Source organism: Chitinophaga pendula (genome assembly GCF_020386615.1).
GTDB classification, from domain to species: Bacteria; Bacteroidota; Bacteroidia; order Chitinophagales; family Chitinophagaceae; genus Chitinophaga; species Chitinophaga pendula.
Map to the genome: position 1 here is coordinate 4,036,541 of NZ_CP077769.1, position 19,387 is coordinate 4,055,927.

Genomic DNA, 19,387 nt, shown 5'->3' on the forward strand with positions numbered 1-19,387 from the left:
TTATTTTTGAGGTACCTCATTAAATCCGCGCTGTATCTGCATGAGATATACCCGGTCGTATACTATCTCCATTATATTGATTGTTCCATAAATGTGATAGTCATTGTTAGCGTTTACGATCAGGTGTAGATTAGGTGTATAATACTTTGCCAATGTACCTGCAATTTTCAGGCTATTGAAGGTGCGGGGATTGGCGGAGCTATAGGTACTAAATTTTACGGCAGGGTTATCGATATCCTGATACCGGAATACATAACAGGGTAAGCCCCCACCGGGGTATCCGTCCAGCCGCCCCGCAGCGCCAACTACTTTATCTGAAGCATAACTTCGTAATGTATCATCGACAAAAAAATCAGACCTTGGAGGGATAGGCAGGGCAAGGTAGTCGATGTCCGTATCCATTCTTTTCTGCAAAGTGGTATGATAAATAGGAGGCGTCCCTACCGGAATTGTGACGTCATTTGGCAGGTAGGTCGAATAGGTAATAATCGGCTTTTCGGGAAGCATTGCCCCCATTCCAATCTGTGTAAAGGATGGTTTCTCTCCTGATAGGTTTACGAATCCGACATAGAGTTTTGCAGGATCAAAAGCTTGATGGATAAATTGTTCTTTGCGTACGTACAGTCCGAATAGTTTTTTCTCCACGTCGCGGGCGAGGGCTTCAATAGTGTATACCTCTCCGGCTGAAAGATCGATGGTAGTGTCGATCAGTATATTGCCACGAATAGTGGCAGACAAGTCTTTAAAATTTACATTGTTCCTCGGGCGGAATACAAATACAAGACGATGTCTGCCAGAAGGTACCTGTGCCCATGCGGAGAGATCGAACCCATTGATGGCGGGTGCTGTCAGCACATGCGCGTTTCCCGGGTATTCATAATTCACTGGTCCCAGTAGGGATTCGCTTCCTCTGCCATCCTGGATAAGACTGTTGAAACTACTATTAGCAGCATTAATAGGATATGACAAGCTAAAAAGTTGCCGTGTTGCCATAAAATCTCCTACCACTTTTGCATTTACCGGCAAACCATCGGCATCTGTTTCGGGATCCATCAAAAATGTAATAAAGGGTACAACTCCGCCCGTATGTAGTGCATCTGCTGCATAAGGTATGCTATTGAATACACGTATGTAAGCAGGATTTCCCAATAGTGGTGCTTCTTCATATTTCTTGCATCCACTCAGTATGATAAACCCCGCCAGTATAAAAAAACAAACTCTATACATGATCATTAGTTGTTGTGTTTGATGATGATGATACGTGCTTTTTCTTGCTGTGTGCCAGCACGATAGGTCCTTCCTACCAGCGCCACGCTATACACCCCATTTTCCATTATGGGCGCTGTGTTTTCCAAATACATCCGGGGGTTGGCAGTATATGCCCGTCGCACCTGCAGAGGCACCACCTGGGGTAATAATTCACCGGGTACACCAACTGGCGATAGCGAGGAACGATATACGCGTATCTGATCAGGTACTAATCTGGCTCCCGGCACTACCGGATAGAAAAAATTGGTTGCAGAAAAACTGGCAAACTTTACTCCCAGGTACAGTATGTAAGGGTTTTTCTCAGGTAGCAAGCCTGATGCCAGGTTGACGGTTGCTCCATAGATTGAAGTCTCAGGCTGATGGTTTGGAAGCATGTTATGATCCCCCATAAACGTTGCATACGGCAGATCAGGGCTGAGGTTCAGGAATCTCGATTGCGATACATATGGGATGGTAGCCAATCTGCCTAGACCATTGGTACCGTCATCCGGTCCAGGACGAGAGTTGTCCGGGTTTGGCAGGTACTCATCCATATAGATGGAGCCGGTCATATCGTTTGCAGCAAATAACAAACCGGTGGTCCCATCTGGCTTTTCATGTACCCAGATCGTATGGTTATCATAAGGATATAATTTGATAGTAGCAGCAGCCAATACCCGTCCCTTATCATCGGAAGCCTCCACATGATGCTCCCCTTGTACAAAAATTCGATAATCTGCTAGTATGGGTTTTCCGGTAAATTGGCTACCTACGTATGGTAATTCACTTCCTAATTCAGTACCGTCTACTTTCACATGTATACTCTTACCAGGCAGTGCGTTTACTGCGTGCATACGGGCATAGGAGTAGTTGACGCCAGGATCATATTCTGTGACAACCCGATAACTGTTTAAACGGAATGATACGGGATTAAAGCGAGAGCAATCCCAATATCCTTGGTAGGCGTCTGTCACTATGATACAGTAAACACCACCGGGTTTGAACGTGCGTAACTTTGGAGAGATGCCTTGTTGTGGTTGTATTACGCCAGGCGCACAGCCGTCGTAAAGCGGCACCATGGGATATTCGGCCAGTTGCTTTTCAAAATCCGGCGAAGTGCCACCTCCTGAAAACAATTTAAACTGATAAGCACCGTAAGGAATTTCTATGTATTCGGAATTTGTTCCGGCTGCGATGCCTGTCAGTGCATTGTGTACCAAACTACCATCAGCATATGTAAGGGTCATTGGCCTTCCTAATCCGAAAGGATCGTTCGCCTGCCCCAGGTGAATGATACGTAACCGGAAATGGTCCGGGCTGGCCGGTGGTGTATTCTGCCGGGGAAGTATACGCAGGGCACCATCACTGGTTACATAAAAGTCTATTGGTTTCGAATAGCTATGTTCTAGTACGGTATCCAACAAGTCTTTAAAAGCTGTTTTCAGCTGCACACGCGCCCGGCCGTTTTTATCAAGCAGCGACATGGGTATAACGAATGGGCTACCATTTTCCGAGGTGGACCAGGCGCCTTTCGGAAACAGAGAAAGACCTATAGGCGTTCCTCCCTGAGATCCGAATGATGTTAATGGTACGTTATTGACCATTACATTCAGCGGGCTTGCTATATAAAAATTAAATAGGCGGATAGAAGATTGCGATCGGATGGAAACATCTGGTCTGAAGTCATCCATATCTTTTTTTTCCTTCAGGCAACTGCTTAGCAATAATATACAAGCTGCCATTAAAAGGTTGCGTTTCCGGATGATAATACATTGATACATGACGGTCAGAAAAGTTTATAAGTGATACCCAGAGACACTTCGGTGCCTTTTTTGTATTGGCGATAGATATATGTATTGCCATGATATTTGCCGTTATTACCAGCATTAGTATATACCTGCTTATATTCGGGATCCAGGATATTTTTCAGGAATCCGCGTACGAGCCAACGTTTACCGAGCGACTGGCTGAATGTCAGGTCCAGGGAGGGTGCCGGGCGGTCATAGAGATCAGGGGTACCATCCATTTGTACTTGTATAAGCCTCGCTCCTACTATATTGAAGCTCACCATAGCGCTGCTTCCGCTTTTCCTGTTCTCATAATCGATGTAAGCATTTACGGAATAAGGCGCCTGTTCAAACACTGGGCTGGTGGCGGGTGAACGGCGGTCTATTGTGCGAGCGGCATCGAGTCGTTCCGGATTTTTATTGATGGTACTGGCGGCCATCATCACATTAGTCCCAAAATAAACATCCCTTATTGGTCGCCAGTAGCGACCCAGGCGATGACGAATCTCCAGTTCTACGCCATATACACGTCCTTCATTAGGATCATTCTGAAAAACAATCAGCGGGAATTCGGGTGCTGTAGAGAGATTACCCTGAGACTTGTAAAAGAACACGCGTTGCAATTGTTTCTCAATAGTTTTTCCGAATACGGATGCAGACAATACTTCTCCCGGTGCGGTAAACCACTCCCAACGGAAGTCCATACTTTTTGTAAGCTGGTTCTGCAAGTTGGGGTTGCCACCAATTACGGCAAACTGGAATGGGTCATATTCATAAATACTGATCAGCTCACGGATCTCCGGACGAGCGAGTGAGGTACTATAGGCCATCCTAAAGTTCATATCCTGTCGCCAGGTATAGATAAGGTTAAACGCGTAGAAGGGTTTATAGTCTGTGTAGTATCGGTTATCAGGTTGAAGGGTGCTATAGCGTAAGGAACCCGTAGATACGCCGGTCCGCGTTGACAGATCTCCCGGCACATGTACCTGGTTCGTGTCTACATGTGTTTTGATATCGGTGGACTCAAACCTCACCCCACCCACAAAGCGCAACGCGTCAGTAATCTTGGCATCCACCATGCCATAAAATGCGCGCGTTTCGTAGGAGCCGGTGTAATTGTTCGGAGATTTGCGGATCTGGTACAGGAATCCGCCTACTCTTGGCTTTCCTTCTTCATCGTAGGTACCCGGATCCTTTAGTCCTACATATTTTGACGACACCAGTTCATTGATGTTTCCATTTACCTGGTTCAGCAACAGCTGGCCACCACCGCCTACACTGGTACCTGGTAATCCAAGAATATGGGTTGTGAAATCCCGATCACGCCGAAGGAAGTTAACACCGAACTTTAACAACTGTTCTTTTCCGGTGATCTTAAAAGGCTGTGTGATGTCTACTTTGACATTGTAGTTCTTTTCTTTAAGGTAACGGAACTGGCGGCCATTAGGATCTGCGACCATAATGCTGGAATAATCATTTCCGACTCCATGTACCAGGCCGGCGACGAAGGCATATTCGTTTTTTCCCACAGACACCCCACCCGGATTGCCATATCGCACGCTATACAGGTTAGCCAGGTTAGTGGAACGGAAGTCGGGATCATTTTGTGTGCTCCTGGAGGAACTGATATTGTAGCTTACCCTTGGTGACCACCACATGGTAAGGAGTTTGTGGTCGCCCTGCAGATTGTAAGTATCAAAAGCACGGTAGGATAGTTTCAGCTGGTTGATGGTATTGTATACCGGTGCGGTAAGCCCCGTGTTCTGCCAGGCACCTTTGAGGTTACTCCCCACAGATTCAGCACCACGGCTGCCAACGAACTGAGCCTGGATGATATGGCGTTCGCTAAACCGGTAGGTGATACCGGCCAGCGCGCCATAGTTCAAGGTTTTTTTGCCGGTATTCTCAATATAGGATAAATAGCTGCCGAGGCGTGGATAGGCAGGTGTGATAAAGTTCGGGATAGTCAGCTGGTTGAATATCCTGTAATCCCCCGTCACTACTCCCTGAAAGAGGCTATAGTTATTACGAACACCGTTGTGGATATCTTCTGTGCGAGTGTAATAATTTCCATTCAGTATTATTCCCAACTTGTGTGCATTACGTAATTTAAAAGTATTGCCGAACGATATGTTATATACCTGATTGGGATCTGCCTTTTGATATGAAGTAGTAAGCACTGGTTCGAAGCGTTGCATGATATTGCTAATACGTTGTGCTTCTGCTGCCAACGCAGGATTTTGGCGGCTTTGTATGAACATCTCCTGTATCTGTACCAATCCGCCCGGGTATTGTTGTTTCAGCGCCTGAAAATCGGCAGACAGGTTATGTACTTTGACGCGTTGCCCCCAGAATCCCAGGCGGTTGTTGTAAAATCCATTGTATTTACCGTTGAGTCCGATAGTAGAATTGAAGCCTGCCTGTGTGGTAAATTCGAGTGTCAGTGAATCTGGAATAGAGCGTGTTTTCAATTCGACGATACCTGCGGAGGCATCCGCCGGTCTGTCTGGCGAAAGCGTTTTATAAATAGTCACGTTATCGAGTAAACCGGCCGGTATGATATCTAATGGTACAACGCTTCTGTCCGGATCTGCGGAGGAAAGTCTGGCGCCGTTCAGCTGGGCGATCACACTACGATCCCCCAGCCCACGGATCGCGACGTATTTATCATCTGTGATGGTTACTCCTGTTACACGCTGTAACGCCTGTGTGGTGGTGATGCTGCCGCTTTTGGTCATCTGTGCGGCGGATATCGCGTCCTGGACGATGCCGGCATTCCTCCTTTCGTTGAGAGTGGCTACCTCGTTGTTTACTTTACGGCTAGCTGTCACCTGCACCTCGCCGAGTTGAGTCTGGCTTTCCCAAAGGCTGATGTTAATACCAGTGCTGCCACCGGTTACTTTTACTTCGCGGGACAGGTAACCAATATACGACACCGTAAGGGTAACTGCACCCGCTGGAGTTTTGATAACGAATGATCCATCTGGTCCGGAAAGTACACCATTACCGGTACCTTTGATCTTGATGGTCACTCCGGGCAGTGGTGTTCCCCCCTTTGCATCTGTTACTTTACCACGGATGATCGTTTCCCCCTGCCGGTTATCTTTTAGTACAACGAAGCCCTGGTTCATGCTATAATCCAGTCCGGCATTGCTTTTCATAGCATCTAACGCAGTCTGCAGATTGATATTCCCAGCAGGTAACTGTACCGTTTGTTGCAATTTACCGGCGATAGCATCGCTATAGGAAATGCGAACATGAGTTTCCTTTTCCAGTAAGCTGATAAGATCGGCGACCTTTAGCCGTGTACGGCCAGGATTGAATGTTCTACTCTGCTGCGCGTAACCTATAACGGGGTACACGAATACTGCCAGGATAACAGTGTACAATATTTTTTTTCTCACATGACGGTGTAACCGTTTCTTCATAAATTTTGATTTTCGATGGCATAGCAATTCCCCTTCAACAGTATTTCCGTGTTTCGCGGATATACTGCCGATCATAGTATGCACCCGTTCACATACGGGCCGCCGGTTAGTATATGATAATGTATTCCCCTTCTTTCTGGTAACTGCACCCCACCGTCTGGGTTAGTATCTGCATGGCTGTTTCCATAGACTGCCCGCTAAGGTTGATCGTTACTTTTCTTCCTACGAGTTGTTGCTGGCGGATGACAATCTTTATATTGAACCAATCGCTGATCATTTTACATACTTCGGATAAGGGTACCTGATGAAAGGATAATGTACCACTTGTCCAGTTGAAACTTTCTATACCGGAAATTTTTTCGCTTCGCAAGTCGGCTTTTACGGTATCATATATCAGTCGTCCCCCTGCTTCTACATCCGACAGGTGACGACTACCATATTGGACACGTACTTTACCCGTTCGTACTGCCACTACCGCATTAGGACCTTGCTGTTGTACTTCGAAAGAAGTACCTAATACGGTGGTACTCAGTTGTCCCGTCTCCACCCGGAATGCCTTCGTGGAGTTGCCCTCTACTTCAAAGAAAGCACGCCCGGTTACTCTTACGAGACGCTGTTTTTCGTCGTAATCTGCTGGTATCTGTACGGCAGACCCCGGGAACAGGTATACGATGGAACCATCGATCAACCTTACTTTCTTCATCACACCGGGTGGTGTCTCTACACGCCGGTCGGCCATTTGGATCATATTGGCCTGACGGCGGGAATGCTGCACGAGCATAAAGAGCGCTACGCCAGCTACTACCGCCACCAATATAGCGGCACAACGCAGTAAAAGGTATGTAATACGAAGACGGCGGGGAGCAACCGTACCTGTTTCATGGCCAACGAAAGCCCACATATCTCCTTTGATACGGCGGCGGTCGGTATCGTTAAGCATAATTTCTTCATTACGCTGCAACATCACCCATTTCTGTATGAATGCGATTTCTTCCGGACTGGCATTTCCTTCCAGGTAGCGGTCGATTATGTTACTGAAGTCCTGAATATTCATAGTCCTTTCTTGCTGCCTATATGAGTAGCTATTGGAAGGTTTAACCAGTCTATCTGTGTTACGAAATTGTTAAGCGTCTTAAAGTCAGACCAAATCGGCTAAGAGGATAAGTAATAATGCTTCTTTCAGCCCGAAGCGCAACTTTTTCAAGGCGGCGTTGAGGTGGTTTCGTACGGTTTGTTCAGACAGTTCCAACCTGGAAGCGATCTCCCTGACGCCAAGTTGTTCCTCATGACTAAGCCGGTATACTTGCTGCATACGATCTGGCAAGTCATTCACAAGGCCATCGATATGGTTAAAAATGATCTCTTTTTGCATGGGGGTTAACAATTGCTCCAGTTCTGGTTGTAATAGTGTTTCCATTTCCTGTTGACGGCTACGGTCCTTAATACTACGGGATATCCCTTTTAGCATTTCATTGCGGAGCATGGTATAGAGATAAGGTTCTGCAGCGTTGTTTACCATCATTTGTTCCCGTCGGAGCCAGATGTTCACAAATACGTTCTGCACCACGTCTTTGGCGTCGTCTTCATTTCTAAGGCGGCGATAAACGAAAAGATAAAAAGGCTCCCAAAAGCGGCCATACAGCTCGCTGAAGGCGGCGGCGTTCCCGGAACGAACATTGAGCAGGAGCGCATCACTGTCTAATTGCGAATACTTCATCCGGATCTAAGGGCAAGAGTTGACCTGCAAGTTAGCCAACAAGCACAGAAGCGGGATTTAACTTTACGTTAAGAAGTACCGAGAGGTACTACCGGAAAACCAGTAGTTTTCTTCGATCGGCCTTTATTATAACAACCTAATACGTTCTTCTTCCAGGTCAATCTGGAAGATCTGCCGGCGAATAATTTCATCATGTAGCTCCGGATCCTGACTCATTGTTGTGAGAAAACTTCTTTGCCTTTCGAGTAATTCCAGATAATTTTGTTTTGACTCTTTACTCATTCTCAGGTTATCGGGCTGTTTTATTTTATGTTCCCATTGTTCGATCATTCGCTGAAGGTGTGGGTCTTTGAGCAAGCCCATTTCCTGTTGCTCTTTCAAAATCCGTACGGTCTCTCTTACTAGGCTGTCTTTTACCTTTATTTTCATTTCTTCCTCCGGCAGTTCGCTGGAAAATTCTGTAATTCTTGATCTTCTGATGATATAGGGAAGTGTGAGGCCCTGGATCAGCAGCGTGAGCAGGATAACGACAAATGTTATAAACAGTATCAGGTTTCTGTATGGGAAGGGGACGCCTGATTGGAGAGTTACCGGGATCGCTAATGCTGCAGCCAGCGACACTACGCCTCTCATTCCCGTCCAGCCTAATAGTATGGGCATTCGCCACATTCTGCGTGGGCTGCCTGCATTAGGTGCTACTCCCGGCCTGAATATGAGTGTAGCTATCAGTGCAGCATAGGAACTGATGATCCTGGCGACAATCAAAATGGCAGTTACCAGCGCCCCATATCCAATCGCTTCACGTAATGGTATGCCGTCGGCACGGAGACCAGCCACTACTTCCGGCAATTCCAAGCCAATCAACATGAAGACGACGCCATTTAATATAAAGATCAGGGCTTCCCAGAAGCTGGAACCTTTAACCCGGCTGGAGCTGGATAGATATTGAAAGCGCCTGTTGGCCAGGAATAGGCCTCCGACCACTACCGCCAATACGCCGGAACTATGCATTTCTTCTGCTATCCAATAAAGGAAGTAGGGTTCAATCAATGAAAACACTATATCCGAAGGAGCGTCAGTAGGTAATAATTTGTGTGCCTGCATAAAGAGCCACCCAAAAATTAATCCTATACCAATGCCGCCCATGACCATCCATGAAAACTGTAGGGCTGCGTCCTGGAAGATGAATTGTCCAGTGCCGATAGTCACCAATGCAAATCTGAAAATGATGAGAGAGGACGCGTCATTGAGTAAACTTTCTCCTTCGAGTATCGAAGCGGTAGATCTGGGCACTTTCACGAACTTCATAATTGCACCGGTACTCACGGCATCGGGTGGAGATACAATACCACCCAACAAAAATCCTAATGCCAATGTAAATCCCGGGATAAAGTAGTTAGTCAGCAAGGCGACTGTCAGTGCAGAAAAAAGCACAACAAGAAATGCAAAACTGCCAATGATGCGCCACCATTTTTTCATTTCTTTAAAGGAAATGCCCCAGGCGGCGTCAAATAAAAGCGGTGGCAAAAAGATGAAAAAGATCATATTCGGATCAACCTGTACACTGGGCAGACCTGGCACAAAACTGATCAGGAGACCTGCTACGACCAGTAATACCGGATAAGCCACCCGTAACCTGGTAGCTAACATTTCGATAAGTACGATGATGCCGATAAGTGCCAATAAAAAAGGTAGATGTTGATGCATATGCCAATAAAATACATCAAAAAAATGACACTGCAAATCTGCGGCAGCCTTATTGGGCAAACGATTGTGGATATCGGATAAGATATAATTTCCGTGACTTTATTATGTACGTTACGTTTATAACTATCCTATCTGGCCGTATCCTGCCTATTTATATAAAAAGTTTTAATACCCAACCTGCTTTTCCTTCACTCCAAAAATCCATCATTATGAAAAAGATTAAACATTTTTCAACTGGTACAATGAGACACCTTAGAAAGCATTCACGATGGAGGCGAAATGCCGCATACAGCAAGATCAGGGCGAGTAGCACCGCCCTTCGCTGCGTTACTATTTCAGCGATCTGTTTTAATTTGATATGGCATCTATTTCGAAAACTATATATTAAACATTAAAGACTGTCATTATGAAATCTACCCATTCATTCCCACTCATTTCCCGATCTGACATGAAAAAAGTGAAAGGCGGCGGTGTTGCTGTGGTTGCAGTTTGTCCTGTTGTCAAGTGTATAGACCCCGATCGTTGTCCCGGCACGACCAGCAGTGCATGTGTATGTAATGCCAGAGGAGCCTGTGTAAATAGGTAATGTAAAATTATGCTCATCTTACCTTTCCAGTACGCCAGACGGCTGACGTTTGAATTTGATCTCGGACACCAGCGTTCCTATAAGGATCAATATACCACCGATTAACAAGCGCCAGGAAAGGCCCTCTCCCAGTAGTAATATAGCTGCTACAGCAGCAAAAACAGGTTCGAACAAATAAATGATCGCTACCTTTTCTGCGCTGATGTATTGTTGGGCGATATTTGAAATAGTGTACATATACGCTGTTGAAAATAGCGCGCAATAGATTATACCAGTCCAGAAACCGCGCCCCTGTGGAAACCAAGTAGCAGCAGGATCAACACCGGCTACACAAAGCATCACCAAGGTGCAAGCCAGGAACATAGGGACAATTGTCGGGACGATATTACCTTCCGCGGATAATTGTTCCACCCTGATCAAATAGGCTGCAAAGCCGAAAGTTCCGATAATCGTATATAGGTCTCCTATACTAACCGAAAGATTATCTTTAATGGATATAACGGCTAGCCCCAGCAGCGCGATGATAGCCGCGAGCCAGATCCTCCCGTCAATCCTGCTTCTGTAAACAAGCAGTTTTATGATAGGAATTACAACAACACTGGTACCGGCGACAAAGGCGCATTGAGAAGCAGTGGAATGTTTGAGACCCAGCGTCTGGAAGTTGATACCGATTAATAGTGGTATGGCCAGAGATATGCTATCGAAAATATGTTTTTTTGTTATTTTATTTAGCTGCCGGTGTAAGACTAGTGCCAATACGACGGTTGCTAACAGGAAGCGGTATAGTAAAAATGTCGATTGGGAAACGCCCTCTACTGCCATTTTGGTAACGGGAAATGATATTCCCCAAAAAGCAGTCCCTAGTACAAGTAAGAAAATAAGGAGGTATTTCTTGTTCATCTTTTTCTTCCATCTATTTATTAGCACTGCCGATATCCAATGATCATTGGAGAGGCAGCGATTTAAGTATTATTTCAATGTCTTTTTTACGAGGATATCGATCTGATCATCCCCACCTAATCTGAAAATATGCTGTCCGAACGGTGAAAATCCATTCTTCTCATAAAAGCGAAGTGCTCTTGCATTCTTTTCCCAGACGCCCAGCCAGACAAAATCCATATCCTTTTCGCGGGCAATCCGGAAGGCCTGTTCATAGAGTAATTGCCCTATGTTCTTCCCATGATATTCTTTCCGAACGTAGATACGTTCGATTTCCAGCGCCCTGTCACCCAGCACTTCTGTTTGAGCCGCTCCTGTGTTGATTTTCACATAACCGATCACCTGCTCCCCCGATCTCGCAAAATAAAATGCAGATCCGGCATCACCAAGCTCGGCCATTAACTTCTCCTGCGAAAAACTCTCTTCTAAGTATTGTGCCATATCCCTTTCGGCATTATGGGAAGCGAAGGTATCGACAAAGGTTTGTATACTAATCCTTTGCAGTTCTTCTATTTCTGTCACTCCTACACTGGTAATGTGGATATCTTCCATGTATATGCGTGGTTTTATTTACCTGTATTAGGCAAATCTACCACTACTTTGATGCATTAAAAATGCTAAATTTGAATAAATTGATGCAAAAATCGCATCAATAACAGATATGACCACACAGCAAATCGAATACTTTCTGCAATTATCTGAGGAACTCCATTATTGGCGTACTTCTTATAAAGTGAATATTACGCAGTCTGCGCTTAGCCGGCAAATAAAGGCTTTGGAAGACGAGTTAGAGATTGAACTTTTCAAGCGCTCCAACCGAAAAGTTGAGTTGACGCCTGCAGGTAAGTTCCTGCAACAAAAGTGGAAACCAGTGATAGAACAGCTGAACGCTGCTACCCGCTATGCCAGAAAGATCCATGCGGGAGAAGGCGGAAGTATTGTTATTAATCACCCCGGGTCTGTGAGCTACGATCTTTTACCGGCACTACTTGGTCGCATATCCTCGCTTTTCCCGGAGATAAAAGTTGAGCTGGTACAGCTGAAACATACACAGGAAATTGAATTGATGAAGGCCTTTCAGGTGGACCTTTGTTATAGCCGGCATCAATACATTGATGAGCTGTTGACGTCAAAATTAGTACGACATGATAAACTTGCGCTCGTAGTGCCGGAGGCTCATCCGATAGTTCAGGTAACTGACATCAGCACGGCGACTTTGGAAAATGAACGTTTTATCCTATCTACCTTAACAGATGGGGAGACTTATCAAATGAAGCTGGGAGAGATCTTTACACAATATGGTATTGTTCCTAATGTCAGTTTTGAATCTGATTTTGGTTCGGTGTTATTGAGTCTTGTGCAGCGAGGTCTCGGCATATCTATTATGCCTTTGTCGTATTCATATGCTCAATATCCTGGTGTTCGTTTTGTCACCATGCCTTTTGAAGTGCCCTTGTATGTGCACTGGCGAAAAGAAGAGGACAATACAGTGATCAGGAATATCCTGCCATTAATATAGCTGGTATATTACCTGTAAGGGCTGACATCATCCTGTAGCATACAAAAGGCTGTAAATCAGTAATGTTTACAGCCTTTTGCCTGTCCATGAATGTGGGTGGTCTATTACTCAGGGATGATATAAACGCAGCGATTTCTTGCTACCCAACATATCTGATCGGGTGGACAATCCTTATCGCTTTCACAATAGAGTGCAGGCGCAGCGTTGGCACCACCACCTTTAATTTCAATTAAACCGGAACGGGAAATAAGATCAAATTGGTTTTCTTTTTTCATAGCAGGAATTTTAACCTAAGATATTCACAACACCTGCTATAATATCTCAGCATACCGATTCGTAAACGCTGTTGATTTGAATATTAATTAATGCCCCTTATTTAAAAGTAAACCCTCCGGAATGCAGTTGATTTTCCGGAGGGTTACATTTTAAGCGAAGGCGGTCATTAGAAGTTCAGGGCTTGCATAAATTTCCCGAAGATGGAATTATTATGATAAATGCCCATGAATGCTTCTGCTCCAGGACCATACGCAAATACCGGCACCATTACACCTGTGTGGTCATCGGTAGAAAATTTACCGGTGATCTTTCCTGTTTTAATATCCCCTTCAGCAATCGTGAGCCCACCTGTTTCATGGTCAGCAGTAACGATTACCAGTGTTTCGCCATTCTTGTCTGCAAAATCCAATGCAGCTTTGATCGCTTTATCGAAATCGATCACTTCTTCGGTTACATATTGCAGGTCATTAGTATGGCCGCCATCGTCGATCTTAGCACCTTCTACTACCAGGAAAAAGCCTTTCTTATTTTGCTGCAGTAGTCGAAGAGCAGCATTTGTGGTGCGCATCAGCCGTTCGCCCCTTCCCGCTACGCGTTCTTCCTTTATTATCCCGACCAGTTTGCCCTGTTTCACTTGTGTGACCTCATCCGTTGTGTATTTCACCTGGTAACCTTTACTGGTGAACTCGGAGAGGAGATTACGTCCATCCATGCGCTGATCAAAATGTTCGCGGCCGGCACCTATTAATACATCTATGTTGGCGTTGACGTAGTCGGCAGCTATTTGGGGTTGCATTTCGCGGGTCTTCTGATGGGTAGCAAATGCGGCAGGTGTCGCATCGGTAAGATCAGTGGTAACGACGATACCCGTTGACAACCCATGCCGCTTTGCGATTTCCAGTATTGTTGGCTGCGGGTTACCGGCACTGTCCACGCCGATAGCACCATTGTAAGTTTTTTGTCCGATAGCAAACGCTGTAGCGCCTGCCGCAGATTCGGTGATATAGTTATCGACAGCATTAGTCTTGGAAAAACCGATACATCTGAAGCGTTCCAGACTCAGTGTGCCTTTGTTGGCTGTTAGGCCTGCATAAATCTGTGTAGTACCCATTCCATCTCCTATCATAAATATGATGCTTTTTATTTTAGGCAATGGGTGTCTGGATTCCATGCAGGACATGGTGTATGTAGAAAAAATGAGTGTTGTGATAATATATTTTTTCATATCGTCTTTTTAGTCTGATATGTAAAGTCTGTCTTTAAAATCCAGGATTCTGTAGCAATACGCCCTGACTCAGGCTAACCTGCGACTGGGGTATAGGAAATAGTTCATTCACACCCGCCTTAAATGATGCCCCTTTCTGGCTGTTATATTTTCTTGCAAATTCGTTGAGCACTTTTGCTGCTCTTTTGGTACGTACCAGGTCAAAAAAGCGAAATACTTCGGTGGCATATTCTACCCTTTGTTCCTGCCAGATAGCCTGGCGGAGTGTTTCTTTGTTTGTGGCTGTTACATCGGGCAGGATCTGTTGGTTGCCTTCCCTTGCGCGTGCTCTTACCTGGTTTAGCGCCTGGAGTGCTTCCTGTGTATGCCCATTTTCGTTAGCGGCTTCTGCATACCACAACAGAATATGTCCCAAACGGAAAACGATCTGATCTTTGGCGGAGCTTTTAGGTTGGTCGGGCATTTCATTTTTCAGGATAAGATATTTCGTGCATAGGTATCCTGTAGCACTGGTACCCGTATTGCCGATGGTACCGTCAGGCAGTATGTCGCCAGTTTTATATACGGTAGCTTTCTTACGGGGATCACCTGGTTCAAAAGCATCTACCAAGTCCTGGGTGGGGTTATCATAGCACCAGCCGTAGGATAGTGGCCCACGGGTTCTGCCGTCTCCATCGCCGGACCCCTCTTCATCATAGAAGCGGGCATCATATTGAAAGTTGATCTCAAAGATGGGTTCTACGCCATATTCCCCATCGATTGTGAAATTATGATAGTATACAGGGTCCAGGCTATACTGTCGTGAATCCATAATCTTCCTGGTCCATATTTCCGTTTCGATAAACTTCGACTGCATGAGATATACGCGGGACAGTAAGGCCTGTGCAGCACCTTTGGTGGCACGGCCATAATCAGATTTTTCCTGATCGCTTTTGTTAGGCAGTATAGCTTCTGCATCCAGCAGATCCGTTTCTATCTGCCGGTAAATTTCCTCCCTTGTATTCCGGGGAATATTGTAATTGGTCAGCATTTCCTGCAGCATCAGTGGCACTCCGCCGAAGATCTGCACCAAGTTGAAATAATAATATGCCCGGAGAAATTTCCCTTCAGCCACGTATATCTTTTTTGTTCCTTCTTCCATGCCTTTTACGCCAGGTGCTTTTTCAATCACGATATTGGCGGCGTGTATACCCTGGTACAAGGTAGACCAGGCATTTTCGTAGAATGGGTTAGTTGCGTTGGCAGTAAAAAATTCCACCTGTATCATATCGGGGTTATCACCACCATTGGCCCTGGCATCATCTGAGCAGACATCTCCGAAGACCCATCTTACATATCCCGGATAGTTAGTGCGATAATTTGATTGTAGTGCTTTGTAGGCAGCGATTAATCCTTGTCTGGCAGTAGCCGGTGTCGTAAAAAATGTGGCGGTAGTTTGCCTGCCATGTGGTTCTATTTCCAGTAGTTTATTACAGCCGGCAAAAACGCCAGCGATCAGGAGCAGTATTGTTATGAAAAATCGATTCTTCATCATGATATCAAATAGTTTCGGTATTAGAAGTTTACATTCAGGCCAAGGGAGAGCGTACGGGGACGGGGGTAGTAAGCGCGGTCGATCCCTACATCCAGCGGATCACCGTCATTGCCATCGCGCATACCTACTTCGGGATCAAAGCCATCGTATTTCGTGATGGTAAACAGGTTCTCTCCACCTGCATATACTCTGACTTTAGCGATTCCCCATCTTTTTAGCAGTGACTGCGGGAATGAATAACCTAGTTGCAGGCTATTGAGGCGGAGGAAACTACCATTCTGGATCCAGCGGTCTGAAGGGCGCATGTTATTATTCGGGTCCAGCATGGTTATGCGCGGTTCTTTATTTGAGGAGCCTTCTCCGGTCCATACCTGCTCTTTATCCGGAGCGAAGTAGTTGGAAATACCGGATGAGTTAGTATAGTGTTTCCAACCGGTATATATCTGGTTTCCACCACGGCCGCTGATGGTCAGGTTGAGATCAAAACCTTTGTACCAGAAAGTAGCGGAAAGTCCATAAATCCGGGTAGGCCAAGGACTGCCGATATAGGTCTGGTCTTTATCGTCGATGACATAGTCGCCATTCAAGTCTTTATAACGGATATCACCAGGAGCGGCGCCAGGTTGTTTTGCTGCGGCGTCTACTTCTTTCTGGTTCTGGAAGATGCCATCTGTCACATAGCCGAAGAAACCGCCTATAGGATGTCCTGCCATTGTTTTACTTACCCTTACCCCACTGGTGATCTCACCTGCGTAGAAGGCGGCTCCATTGTTTGTCAGACTGGTCACTTCATTGCGATTGATAGCATAGTTCAAGGAGATATCATAACCGAAAGTATTTTTACGATTGCTGTGGAAACCCAGGGTAAATTCAACACCTTTATTTACCACGTTGCCACCATTTACATAAGGAGCTTCAGATACGCCTACAGTAGCGAGGATGGGCAGTCTCACCAGGATGCCGGAAGTAGCACGGTGATAATAATCTGCCCCCAGGGTAATATGATTATCTAATAAGGTTGCATCGATACCCAGATCTGTTTCTCTTGTAGCCTCCCATCTCAGATTCATGTTACCGATGCTGGAAGGCGTTGCGCCTAATTGTACCTCTTGTCCTTTGCCACTTCCGAAGGGATAGGGTATGTTCACTCTAAGTGTGGAAACGGTAGCGCTGGTAGACAGTGAGCTTTCATTACCCAGCGCACCCCAGCCGCCACGTATTTTAAGATCATTAATAAATTTCACATTACGCAGGAAGGGTTCATTGGACAGTCGCCATCCCAGGGAGAAGGAAGGGAAAGTGCCGAACCGGTTGTTGGCGCCAAATTTGGAAGATCCGTCACGGCGTATATTTACGGTGGCCAGGTAGGTGTTGCGATAGCTGTAGTTTATGCGGCCGAAATAGGATAACATACCCCATTCATCCCCTCCTCCACCAACGACCATACCGGACGAAGCGAGGTCCAGGTATTGCAGTGAGCGGGTAAGGCTGGCATCTGCTGGCAGGTTTCGCCCATAAGCACGGATGTAGGCATCATAGGAATGCTGAGCGGTGATGCCCACTAATCCATCGACCCGGTGCTTACCGAAAGTACGGCTATAATTCAATGTATTTTCCCATGACCAGTCAGTTCCGTTGGAGGCTTCCTCTTCTAGGCTGCTAACATCTTCCTTCTGTGAATTACTGACAAAATATACCGGGATATAGGAACGGTGTCGGCTATTTCCTACGTTGATATTAAACTGTGATTTGAAATTGAGCCCTGCCAGGAGGTCGGCCTGAGCGTAAAAAGAGCCCATCAGCATCCAAGCTTTATTCAGGCGTTGAATATTTTCAACAGCGGCAACAGGATTGTAGGTGTTAGCAAAAGGCGATACGCCATAGCTTCCGTCCGGATTCTTTACGGGCACGGTGGGCGCCATTTGGATAGCGGTACTGATGATACCTCTGGCATCGCTATCATAGTCAGAAATACTATTTCGTGTTGTATAAGTAAAGTTCAGGTTCTCTCCGAATTTCAGCCAGCGTTTCAGCTGGTGTGTACTGTTCATCGATACGCCAGTCTTAGTATAGTCTGTTCCTATTACGGTACCTTTCTGTGACAGGTAGCTGGCGCTCATACGATATACAGCACCCTCCTTTCCACCGGAGAAGGCCACTTCATATTTGCTGATGGGTGCTGTTCTGAAGATTGCGTCCTGCCAGTCAGTGCCTTGTCCATAGCTATCAGGGTTGTTAAATACAGGAGGTAATCCACCAGATGCCAATGCGGTATTGTAGTAGTTGGCGTAGGTAGCGGCGGTTGTCAGTTTGAGTTTTTTATATACCTGTTGCATACCGGTAAATGTGTGGAAGTCAACCTTCATCGGACCGGCACTTCCTTTTTTGGTAGTTACCAGGACTACGCCGTTAGCACCACGGGAGCCATAAATAGCGGCAGCAGATGCACTTTTCAGTATTTCTACGGATTGGATATCTTCGGGATCCAGGTTGTTAATGTTACCAAAGGGGTTGCCATCTATTACATACAGCGGATCGCTGTTATTGATGGTACCTACTCCGCGGATACGAATCATCATTCCCGTGCCAGGAGCACCGGAATTATTAGACACGCTCAGCCCTGCAACCTTTCCTACCAGTGTCTGATCCAGGCTAGCTGCTGTTCTGTTGTTTATCTGGTCACCGGCGACGGAGCCTACTGCCCCGGTGATATCTTTTTTCTCCTGTGTACCATAACCGATTACCAATACTTCGCCTAAGGCACTGGAGGATTGTTTCATTACAACGGATACTTCCAGGCTCTTTCCTTCCTCTACCTGTATTTTGGTAATTCGCTGAGGGGCGAACGAGATGAATCTCACCTCGAGTGTATATTCTCCCGGGGGTACTATCAGGCTAAAAGAGCCATCGCTTTCGCTTACGGTGCTTTTGTTCAGTTCCGTGATCCGGATACTGGCGCCTGGGAGTACATTACCTTTTTCATCTGTTACCTTTCCTATTATTTTACCAGGACTAATTTTAGCCGGTTTAACATCTTTTACGATCACAATGGTGTGGTTGATGATCTCATAGCGATAACCGCTATTTTGTAGCAGGCGCTGCAGGATGTCGCTGAGTGGCACATTATTAAAATTATTTTCAGCGATTGTTTTTTCGCTCAGTGCAGCTTTGTCGAATGCAAAGGCTAGTTTGCTAGCCATTGATAGCTCCGACATAGCTGCAGCGAGTGTCTTACCCTTCAACCGGATATGTAGCCTGATATGGCCAAGATCCTGGGCCGTACCGGTACGAGCCTGCAAGCAGAGTGTTCCGGCAAACACCATACTCAAAAGGAATACAGCAACTCTCATAAAATGTTTGATGGACCCCGAAAGGTTTTTTTTCATAATTTCGACTTGTTTAAATGGTGATGAACTATTTA

At 45.9% G+C, this 19,387-nt stretch carries 13 protein-coding genes; 1 reads left to right on the forward strand and 12 read right to left on the reverse strand.

Going from position 1 to position 19,387, the window contains the following annotated elements:
- The 8 genes from KTO58_RS14020 to KTO58_RS14055 all read right to left on the reverse strand — a co-directional run bounded on the left by KTO58_RS14020 (position 1) and on the right by KTO58_RS14055 (position 11,964).
- The gene (locus KTO58_RS14020) at positions 1-1,233 is read right to left on the reverse strand and encodes a hypothetical protein (RefSeq protein ID WP_095838762.1); all 1,233 of its coding nucleotides are present in this window, start codon (positions 1,231-1,233) and stop codon (positions 1-3) included.
- Positions 1,233-3,029 (reverse strand): hypothetical protein, encoded by a 1,797-nt coding sequence (locus KTO58_RS14025; RefSeq protein ID WP_157752960.1) that lies wholly within the window; start codon positions 3,027-3,029, stop codon positions 1,233-1,235. Before KTO58_RS14025 ends, KTO58_RS14020 begins: the two co-directional genes overlap by 1 nt.
- 5 nt (positions 3,030-3,034) lie before the next feature.
- Positions 3,035-6,463 (reverse strand): TonB-dependent receptor, encoded by a 3,429-nt coding sequence (locus KTO58_RS14030; RefSeq protein ID WP_225859748.1) that lies wholly within the window; start codon positions 6,461-6,463, stop codon positions 3,035-3,037.
- 106 nt (positions 6,464-6,569) lie between these two features.
- Positions 6,570-7,517, reverse strand: coding sequence for a FecR family protein (locus KTO58_RS14035; RefSeq protein ID WP_095838758.1), 948 nt, complete (start codon positions 7,515-7,517; stop codon positions 6,570-6,572).
- Positions 7,518-7,601: 84 nt separating this feature from the next.
- Positions 7,602-8,180: an RNA polymerase sigma factor gene (locus tag KTO58_RS14040; RefSeq protein ID WP_095838757.1), complete on the reverse strand. Its 579-nt coding sequence runs from the start codon at positions 8,178-8,180 to the stop codon at positions 7,602-7,604.
- 126 nt (positions 8,181-8,306) lie between these two features.
- Positions 8,307-9,887 carry a Na+/H+ antiporter gene (locus KTO58_RS14045; RefSeq protein ID WP_095841564.1) on the reverse strand — a complete coding sequence of 527 codons (1,581 nt, stop codon included), beginning with the start codon at positions 9,885-9,887 and terminating at the stop codon, positions 8,307-8,309.
- A gap of 604 nt (positions 9,888-10,491) precedes the next feature.
- Positions 10,492-11,373, reverse strand: a complete 882-nt coding sequence (locus KTO58_RS14050) for a DMT family transporter (RefSeq protein ID WP_095838756.1) — start codon at positions 11,371-11,373, stop codon at positions 10,492-10,494.
- Between the two features lie 69 nt (positions 11,374-11,442).
- Positions 11,443-11,964, reverse strand: a complete 522-nt coding sequence (locus KTO58_RS14055) for a GNAT family N-acetyltransferase (protein WP_095838755.1) — start codon at positions 11,962-11,964, stop codon at positions 11,443-11,445.
- Between the two features lie 109 nt (positions 11,965-12,073).
- On the opposite strand from KTO58_RS14055, the gene KTO58_RS14060 reads away from it, so the two are divergent.
- Complete coding sequence (locus tag KTO58_RS14060; protein ID WP_095838754.1) at positions 12,074-12,931, forward strand: LysR substrate-binding domain-containing protein; 858 nt, start codon at positions 12,074-12,076, stop codon at positions 12,929-12,931.
- Positions 12,932-13,035: 104 nt separating this feature from the next.
- On the opposite strand, the gene KTO58_RS14065 is transcribed toward KTO58_RS14060, so the two are convergent.
- The 4 genes from KTO58_RS14065 to KTO58_RS14080 all read right to left on the reverse strand — a co-directional run bounded on the left by KTO58_RS14065 (position 13,036) and on the right by KTO58_RS14080 (position 19,352).
- Positions 13,036-13,206 (reverse strand): hypothetical protein, encoded by a 171-nt coding sequence (locus KTO58_RS14065; RefSeq protein WP_157752957.1) that lies wholly within the window; start codon positions 13,204-13,206, stop codon positions 13,036-13,038.
- A gap of 167 nt (positions 13,207-13,373) precedes the next feature.
- Positions 13,374-14,432: an alkaline phosphatase gene (locus KTO58_RS14070; protein WP_095838753.1), complete on the reverse strand. Its 1,059-nt coding sequence runs from the start codon at positions 14,430-14,432 to the stop codon at positions 13,374-13,376.
- 34 nt (positions 14,433-14,466) lie between these two features.
- Positions 14,467-15,966, reverse strand: a complete 1,500-nt coding sequence (locus tag KTO58_RS14075; RefSeq protein ID WP_095838752.1) for a RagB/SusD family nutrient uptake outer membrane protein — start codon at positions 15,964-15,966, stop codon at positions 14,467-14,469.
- A 20-nt stretch (positions 15,967-15,986) separates the two neighbouring features.
- Positions 15,987-19,352, reverse strand: a complete 3,366-nt coding sequence (locus KTO58_RS14080; RefSeq protein WP_095838751.1) for a TonB-dependent receptor — start codon at positions 19,350-19,352, stop codon at positions 15,987-15,989.
- Positions 19,353-19,387: the final 35 nt, after the last annotated feature.

Bases quoted from the DNA above. Each gene is read 5' to 3' on its own strand.
- KTO58_RS14020 (WP_095838762.1), bottom strand. From the start codon at position 1,233: ATGATCATGTATAGAGTTTGTTTTTTTATACTGGCGGGGTTTATCATA.
- KTO58_RS14025 (WP_157752960.1), bottom strand. From the start codon at position 3,029: ATGTATCAATGTATTATCATCCGGAAACGCAACCTTTTAATGGCAGCT.
- KTO58_RS14030 (WP_225859748.1), bottom strand. From the start codon at position 6,463: ATGAAGAAACGGTTACACCGTCATGTGAGAAAAAAAATATTGTACACT.
- KTO58_RS14035 (WP_095838758.1), bottom strand. From the start codon at position 7,517: ATGAATATTCAGGACTTCAGTAACATAATCGACCGCTACCTGGAAGGA.
- KTO58_RS14040 (WP_095838757.1), bottom strand. From the start codon at position 8,180: ATGAAGTATTCGCAATTAGACAGTGATGCGCTCCTGCTCAATGTTCGT.
- KTO58_RS14045 (WP_095841564.1), bottom strand. From the start codon at position 9,887: ATGCATCAACATCTACCTTTTTTATTGGCACTTATCGGCATCATCGTA.
- KTO58_RS14050 (WP_095838756.1), bottom strand. From the start codon at position 11,373: ATGAACAAGAAATACCTCCTTATTTTCTTACTTGTACTAGGGACTGCT.
- KTO58_RS14055 (WP_095838755.1), bottom strand. From the start codon at position 11,964: ATGGAAGATATCCACATTACCAGTGTAGGAGTGACAGAAATAGAAGAA.
- KTO58_RS14060 (WP_095838754.1), top strand. From the start codon at position 12,074: ATGACCACACAGCAAATCGAATACTTTCTGCAATTATCTGAGGAACTC.
- KTO58_RS14065 (WP_157752957.1), bottom strand. From the start codon at position 13,206: ATGAAAAAAGAAAACCAATTTGATCTTATTTCCCGTTCCGGTTTAATT.
- KTO58_RS14070 (WP_095838753.1), bottom strand. From the start codon at position 14,432: ATGAAAAAATATATTATCACAACACTCATTTTTTCTACATACACCATG.
- KTO58_RS14075 (WP_095838752.1), bottom strand. From the start codon at position 15,966: ATGATGAAGAATCGATTTTTCATAACAATACTGCTCCTGATCGCTGGC.
- KTO58_RS14080 (WP_095838751.1), bottom strand. From the start codon at position 19,352: ATGAAAAAAAACCTTTCGGGGTCCATCAAACATTTTATGAGAGTTGCT.